We start from the raw sequence: 6,401 nt of genomic DNA, 5'->3' as shown, positions 1-6,401 counted from the left end.
ACAGGCGCAACCTCGGCGGCCCCACCCGCAGGGCCGGGGCCATTTTTCAGCCATGCTACGTTGTCGGTCGCTTATGTAGGTCAACTACACTACGCTTCCTCTGCCTTGCCTGGCCGAAAAAATGGCCTCCGGCAGGCGGGCGAACGAAACGTCAAAAGCCCCTAGAGCCCAAGATAACGAGTCACCCCGTGCCCACCACACGCCCTCTACTGATCTTCGCCAAAGCCCCGGTGCCGGGCAAGGTAAAAACCCGCCTGATTCCGGCGCTGGGCGCCGAGGGAGCGTGCGCGCTGTATCAGCGATTGCTGGAGCACTGTTTGCTGCAAACGGCTGACTGGCCTGGCGAGCGGCTGCTCTATGTCGACCAGCCCAGTCATGTCTGGCTTAAAGTCCTCGCAGCCGAACACGGCTTGCCGGTGCGCCGGCAAGTAGAGGGTGACCTGGGTGAGCGCATGATGAGCGCCATGGCAGACTTTCCCGGTGGTGCACTGCTGATCGGCAGCGACTGCCCGGCATTAGACACTCAAGCCATCGCCCGGGCCGCTGCTGCCCTGCAAACCCACGACACCGCCATTATCCCCAGCGACGACGGCGGTTACGTACTGATTGGCCAGCGCCAGCCACACCCTGCGCCCTTTGAGCAGATGCAGTGGAGCCACGCCAAGGTCATGGCCGACACCCGCCAGCGTCTGCACCGCGCCGGGCTCAGCCTGTGGGAGGGTGAGCCGCTCTGGGATCTGGATGAGCCAGCCGACCTGCCGCGCCTGCCACCAGCTCTGGCCCGCGCCTTGCGCACCGGCCGCGTCTCGCGCTGACGAATAATACCCATCCACCAGAATCAACCCGACTTATGCAAGCTTATTGCCGGCAGTAGCACATTGTTCTCCTTTACCCGGCATGACTATATGGTCACCGCTATCCGGCGAAGTGCTCACAAGGCGCCGCCCGCCGCAGTCCGCAACCAATCGAAGGATTAGCCATGTTTGACCTCAGCCCGCGCGTAGAAGACCTTAAAAACAAGCTCGAAGGCTTTATGGATGAGCACATTTACCCCAATGAAGCTCTGTTCTACGAGCAAGTAAAACAGAACAAATGGGGCCATCCGGCAATCCTGGAAGAACTGAAAGCAGAAGCCCGCAACCAGGGCCTGTGGAACCTGTTCCTGCCCGAATCCGAGCGTGGCGCCGGCCTGACCAACGAAGAGTACGCCCACCTGTGCGAAATCATGGGCCGCGTCTCCTTCGCTGGAGAAGTCTTCAACTGCAACGCGCCGGACACCGGCAACATGGAAACCATCGAGCGCTACGGCAACGACGAGCAGAAAGAGCAATGGCTCAAGCCGCTGCTGGCCGGTGAAATCCGCTCCTGCTTCTCCATGACCGAGCCGGATGTCGCCTCCTCCGATGCCACCAATATCGAGTGCGAAATCCGCCGCGAAGGTGACGAGTACGTCATCAACGGCACCAAGTGGTGGTCCTCCGGGGCGATGAACGAGCACTGCAAGATCGCCATCGTCATGGGCAAGACCGACGCCAACGCGCCGAAGCACCTGCAACAGAGCATGATTCTGGTGCCTCTGGACACCCCCGGCGTGAAGATCGTGCGCGACCTGCACGTATTCGGCTATGACCACGCACCGCACGGCCACGCCGAAATCGAATACAACAATGTGCGCGTCCCGGTTTCCAACATCCTGCTGGGTGAGGGCCGTGGCTTCGAAATCGCTCAAGGTCGTCTTGGCCCGGGCCGCATTCACCACTGCATGCGCAGCATCGGCATCGCCGAGCGCGCCCTGGAAGCCATGTGCCGCCGCGCCGGCGAGCGCGTTGCCTTCGGCAAGCCGATGTACAAGCTGGGCAGCGTGCCGGAAATGATCGCCCGCTCCCGTTGCGAGATCGACCAGGCCCGCCTGCTGACCCTGCACGCCGCACGCAGCATGGACAAATTCGGCAACAAGGTCGCCCGTCAGCAGATCGCCATGATCAAGGCCGTTGCCCCGACCATGGCCTGCAACGTGATCGACCGCGCCATTCAGATCTTCGGCGCCAAGGGCGTGTGTCAGGACACCTTCCTCGCCTCCGCCTACGCCAAAGCCCGCACCCTGCGCCTGGCCGACGGCCCGGACGAAGTGCATCTGAATGCCATTGCGAAGATGGAGATGAGCCAATATCTGTAAGGGCAGCGTCAAGCCGCAAGCTGCAAGCCTAAAGCTGACCTTGCACTGGTTTTAGCTTGAGGCTTGAAGCTTGTGGCTCGAGCGAAGCGAGGTTCTATGAGCACATTGTTTGATCTAACCGGTAAAGTCGCCATCATCACCGGCTCGACCAAGGGCATCGGCAAGTCGATTGCCGAGGAATACGCCAAAGCTGGGGCCAAGGTCGTCATTTCAAGCCGCAAAGCGGACGCCTGCCAGCAAGTGGCCGACAAACTGCGCGCGCAAGGGTTTGATGCACTGCCAGTGGCTTGCCATGTGGGCGACAAGGCCCAGCTACAGAATCTGGTTGATCGCACCCTGGAGGCCTTTGGCCGCATCGACGTGTTGGTCTGCAACGCCGCGACCAACCCGGTCTATGGCCCGACCCACACCGTCAGCGACGAGGCCTTCGACAAGATCATGGGCACCAACGTCAAGGGCACCTTCTGGCTGTGCAACATGGTCATCCCGCACATGGTCGAACAAGGTGGTGGCTCCATCGTGCTGCTATCGAGCATTGCCGGGCTGCGTGCCAGCGCCAATATCGGCGTCTACGGCATGTCCAAGGCGGCGGAAGCCGGCCTGGCCCGCAACCTGTCGCTGGAGTGGGGCCCGCAGGGTATCCGCGTCAACAGCATCGCCCCGGGCTTGATCCGTACCGATTTTGCCCAGGCCCTGCTGGAAGATCCGGACCGCCTGCGCAAGGTGGAAGAGAAGCTGCCACTGCGCCGTGTCGGCGAGCCGGTGGATATCGCCGGGGTGGCGTTGTTCCTGGCTTCCAGGGCCTCGGCCTACGTTACCGGGCAGACCATCGTTGCCGATGGCGGCGATACCATTGCCTGATAACACCTGATTCATCAGGCTGTTCAAAGCGCCAGGGCTTGCCCTGGCGTGTTATTTTCCCGTACTTGACCCTTCAGAACCATCAACAACAGGATCTTCAAAGATGAGCGGAGCGACCCTGATTGACGTATTGCCTGCCCACCAGTTTGACGAGGCAAAACTCGCCAACTACCTGCAGGACTACCTTCCGGGAGCCAACCAGGGCATCAAGGTAAAGCAGTTCCAAGGTGGCCAGTCCAACCCCACCTTCCTGCTGGAAATCGCCGGCAAGCGCTACGTACTGCGCAAAAAGCCGCCGGGAAAACTGCTGCCCTCCGCGCACATGGTCGAGCGCGAGTTCCAGGTCATCAACGCCCTGGGCAAGACCGACGTACCGGTTCCCACCGCGCAACTGCTGTGTGAAGACCCGGAGATCATTGGCACCGCGTTCTACGTCATGGATTACGTCGAAGGCCGCGTCTACTCCCAGCCGCTGCTGAGCGAAGTAGCGCATGAAGAGCGCATGCCGATCTATCAGTCCATGATCGAAACCATGGCCAAGATGCACAACGCCGACTGGAAGGCCATCGGCCTGGAAGGCTACGGCAAGCCCGACAACTACATTGCCCGTCAGGTCAAACGCTGGGGCGGCCAGTTCGAAGCCAGCCGCACCCACGACATGCCCGCCATGGACGCCCTGATGAAGTGGCTGCCGGAGAACATCCCGGCTGACGAAAGCACCACCATCGCCCACGGCGACTTCCGCATCGGCAACCTGATGCTGCACCCGACCGAGTCCAAGGTCGTGTCGATCCTCGACTGGGAGCTGGCAACCCTCGGCCACCCGCTGTCGGATCTGGCCTACTGCTGCCTGCCGTACCACATGCCGGTCAACGTCGACGGCGCCAAGGGCATGGTCGGCGCCGATCTGAAATCCCTCGGCCTGCCGGAAGAGCAGCAACTGCTGGACTGGTACTGCGAATACACCGGCCGCAGCGGTGTACCGAACTGGAACTACTACATCGCCTTCTCGCTGTTCCGTCTGGCCGCCATTGTGCAGGGTGTCTACCACCGCGCGCTGCAAGGCAACGCCAGCAACGCCGACGCCCTCGAAGTCGGCAAACGCGCCAGCCTGCTGGCTGAGCGCGGCTGGGAAATCGCCCAGAAGTAAGACCAAACGGGGCAGCTTGAGCTGCCCCGTTGCACATTCAAGCCCCACCCGCTTCGAACAATGAGGATTGCCCATGAGCAAACCCGTCAAACGCGTACTGTTGACCAACGACGACGGCTGGCGCGGCCCGGGCCTGCAAGTGCTCGAAGAAATTGCCCACGAGATCGCCGAGGAAGTGTGGATCGTCTCCCCCGATCTGGACCAGAGCGGCGTGTCCATGTCCATCTCCGTCCACCACCCGCTGCGCGTTCACCAGTTTGAAGAGCGCCGGTTCAGCGTCAGTGGCACTCCCAGTGACTGCGTCCTGCTCGGCGTTGCCGAACTGCTGCCGGTCAAACCCGATCTGGTGCTGTCCGGCGTCAACAACGGCGCCAACATCAGCGACTCGGTCGCCTACTCCGGCACCATCGGCGGCGCGCTGACCGGCACCCTGCTGGGCGTCCCGTCCATCGCCCTCAGCCAGGCCTATATCCCCGGCAACGACGTACATTGGGAAACCTCCCGCCAGTACGGTGCCAACCTGGTGCGCCAACTGCTGGACGCCGGCTGGCCGGAAGACTGTGCCATGAACATCAACTTCCCGGCACGTGCACCAGAAGACGTCCGTGGCGTTGCCATCTGCCGCCCGCAACGCGGCAGCATTGGCGGCGTGAACATCGAACGCCGGGAAGACACCCGCGGCGTGCCCTACTACTGGCTCGGTTTCCAGCGCCAGACCGACCGCATCACCGGCCGCCAGACCGACGTCGGCGCCCTGCGCGACGGCCTGATCGCCCTGTCCCCGGTACGCTTCGAACGCGACATCGCCAGCAGTTGGCAAGTCGACACCGGCAATATGGCCGACCAGCTGGGTATCGATCAGAACGGCGACAACACCGCTGTAGCGGATGATCCGAGTATTAGTCATTAACGCAGCTGCAAGCTGCAAGGCGGATGGCCGCCCCCTGCAAGCTGCAACAGGGTGCGCTGTGCGACAGGCCAGTCAATTGTTTTCACCGCCTATAACGCCCCTGCTGGACTTTGAGACAACCCGCGCAGGTCAACACCGCGCCAGCTTTGCTTGCAGCTTGCCGCTTGTGGCTTGCCGCTTTCGCCCCAAAGGAGTTTGAAATGCAACGCTTCGAGAACAGAATCGCCCTGATCACCGGTGCCGGCAGCGGCATTGGCCGTGCCACTGCCAAGCGTCTGGCCGCTGAAGGCGCTCGCCTGATGCTGGTTGACCGCAACGCCGAGGGTCTGGAGCAGACCCTCAGCGAACTGCCCGCTGGTGCCGAGGTGCTGCACCGTGCGCTGGACGTCAGCGATGAAGCCGCCGTTGAACAGTGCGTCGCCGACACCGTGGCCCATTACGGCCGCCTGGACGTGCTCTGCAACAACGCCGGTATCGCCGGTGGTGACTACAGCATCGCCACCGACCAGAGCCTGGAAACCTGGCAGAAGATCATCAACATCAACCTGTTCGGCGTGATGCTGTTTACCAAGTACGCCTCGCGTCAGATGCGCGAACAGAACGGCGGCGCCATCGTCAACACCGCCTCGGTTGCCGGCATTCGCTCCGGTGCCGGCGGCAACGCCTACAGCGCCTCCAAGGCTGGGGTGATCAACTTCACCATGACCGCCGCCTGCGACCTCGGCCAGTTCAATATTCGCGTCAACGCCGTGTGCCCCGGCCTGATCGAAACCGGCATGACCGCCCCGGTATTCAAATACGCCCGCGAGAACAACAAGGAAGAGAAGCTCGGCACCCGCTGCGAGCTGCGCCGCTACGGTCGCCCGGAGGAAATCGCCGGCGCCATCGCCTTCCTCGCCAGCGACGACGCCAGCTACGTCACAGGACAAGCCCTGGCAGTAGACGGCGGCAACACCGCCTCGCTCAACCTGCCGGGCATGAAGTTCTGATGAGCGGCTGGTCGCGTTGGGTGGTCGGAGATCCAATGCTGGCCGACCCGACGCTGGATGCACTGCGGGCGACATTGCCCGCAGTGCCTTGCGGTGAAGCCGTATTGCAACGGCTGGAGTCCGGTGAGCTGCATTGCCGCCTGGTGCTGTACTTTTCACCAGGCATCCAGCACGTTGCCCAGTGCTACGGCGCAGCCCCCTGCGCCGCTCCCGCCCGTGACGGCCTTAGTCTGATAACAGGCGATCCGGCGCTACTGAAAGCCCCTTGAGCCGGCCCAACTCCTGTCGCATCATGGCCAATCAGCCTCCAGGAGC

General features: G+C 62.5%; 7 protein-coding genes. All 7 read left to right on the top strand.

What is annotated here, in order from left to right:
• Window positions 1–188 precede the first annotated feature (188 nt).
• A complete protein-coding gene (locus tag ASB58_RS04275; protein ID WP_181977861.1) occupies window positions 189–815 on the top strand; it encodes a TIGR04282 family arsenosugar biosynthesis glycosyltransferase in 627 nt (208 codons plus the stop codon).
• 164 nt (window positions 816–979) lie between these two features.
• On the top strand, window positions 980–2,176 hold the full coding sequence (locus tag ASB58_RS04270) for an acyl-CoA dehydrogenase family protein (RefSeq protein WP_118129458.1): 1,197 nt from the start codon (window positions 980–982) through the stop codon (window positions 2,174–2,176).
• A 96-nt stretch (window positions 2,177–2,272) separates the two neighbouring features.
• The gene (locus ASB58_RS04265; protein WP_118129457.1) at window positions 2,273–3,037 is read left to right on the top strand and encodes an SDR family NAD(P)-dependent oxidoreductase; all 765 of its coding nucleotides are present in this window, start codon (window positions 2,273–2,275) and stop codon (window positions 3,035–3,037) included.
• 103 nt (window positions 3,038–3,140) lie between these two features.
• Window positions 3,141–4,187 carry a phosphotransferase gene (locus tag ASB58_RS04260; RefSeq protein ID WP_118129456.1) on the top strand — a complete coding sequence of 349 codons (1,047 nt, stop codon included), beginning with the start codon at window positions 3,141–3,143 and terminating at the stop codon, window positions 4,185–4,187.
• Window positions 4,188–4,260: 73 nt separating this feature from the next.
• Window positions 4,261–5,097 (top strand): 5'/3'-nucleotidase SurE, encoded by an 837-nt coding sequence (gene surE, locus ASB58_RS04255; protein ID WP_118129455.1) that lies wholly within the window; start codon window positions 4,261–4,263, stop codon window positions 5,095–5,097.
• Window positions 5,098–5,297: 200 nt separating this feature from the next.
• Window positions 5,298–6,086, top strand: coding sequence for an SDR family NAD(P)-dependent oxidoreductase (locus tag ASB58_RS04250; protein ID WP_118129454.1), 789 nt, complete (start codon window positions 5,298–5,300; stop codon window positions 6,084–6,086).
• Window positions 6,086–6,355 (top strand): hypothetical protein, encoded by a 270-nt coding sequence (locus ASB58_RS04245; RefSeq protein ID WP_118129453.1) that lies wholly within the window; start codon window positions 6,086–6,088, stop codon window positions 6,353–6,355. The genes ASB58_RS04250 and ASB58_RS04245 overlap by 1 nt, the downstream gene beginning before the upstream one ends.
• Window positions 6,356–6,401 lie beyond the last annotated feature (46 nt).

Origin of the sequence: Pseudomonas abyssi, from assembly GCF_003444685.1 — a bacterium.
GTDB lineage: Bacteria > Pseudomonadota > Gammaproteobacteria > Pseudomonadales > Pseudomonadaceae > Halopseudomonas > Halopseudomonas abyssi.
The sequence above is the reverse complement of the archived record's forward strand: the minus strand, read 5'-3'. Positions and strand labels throughout refer to the sequence as shown.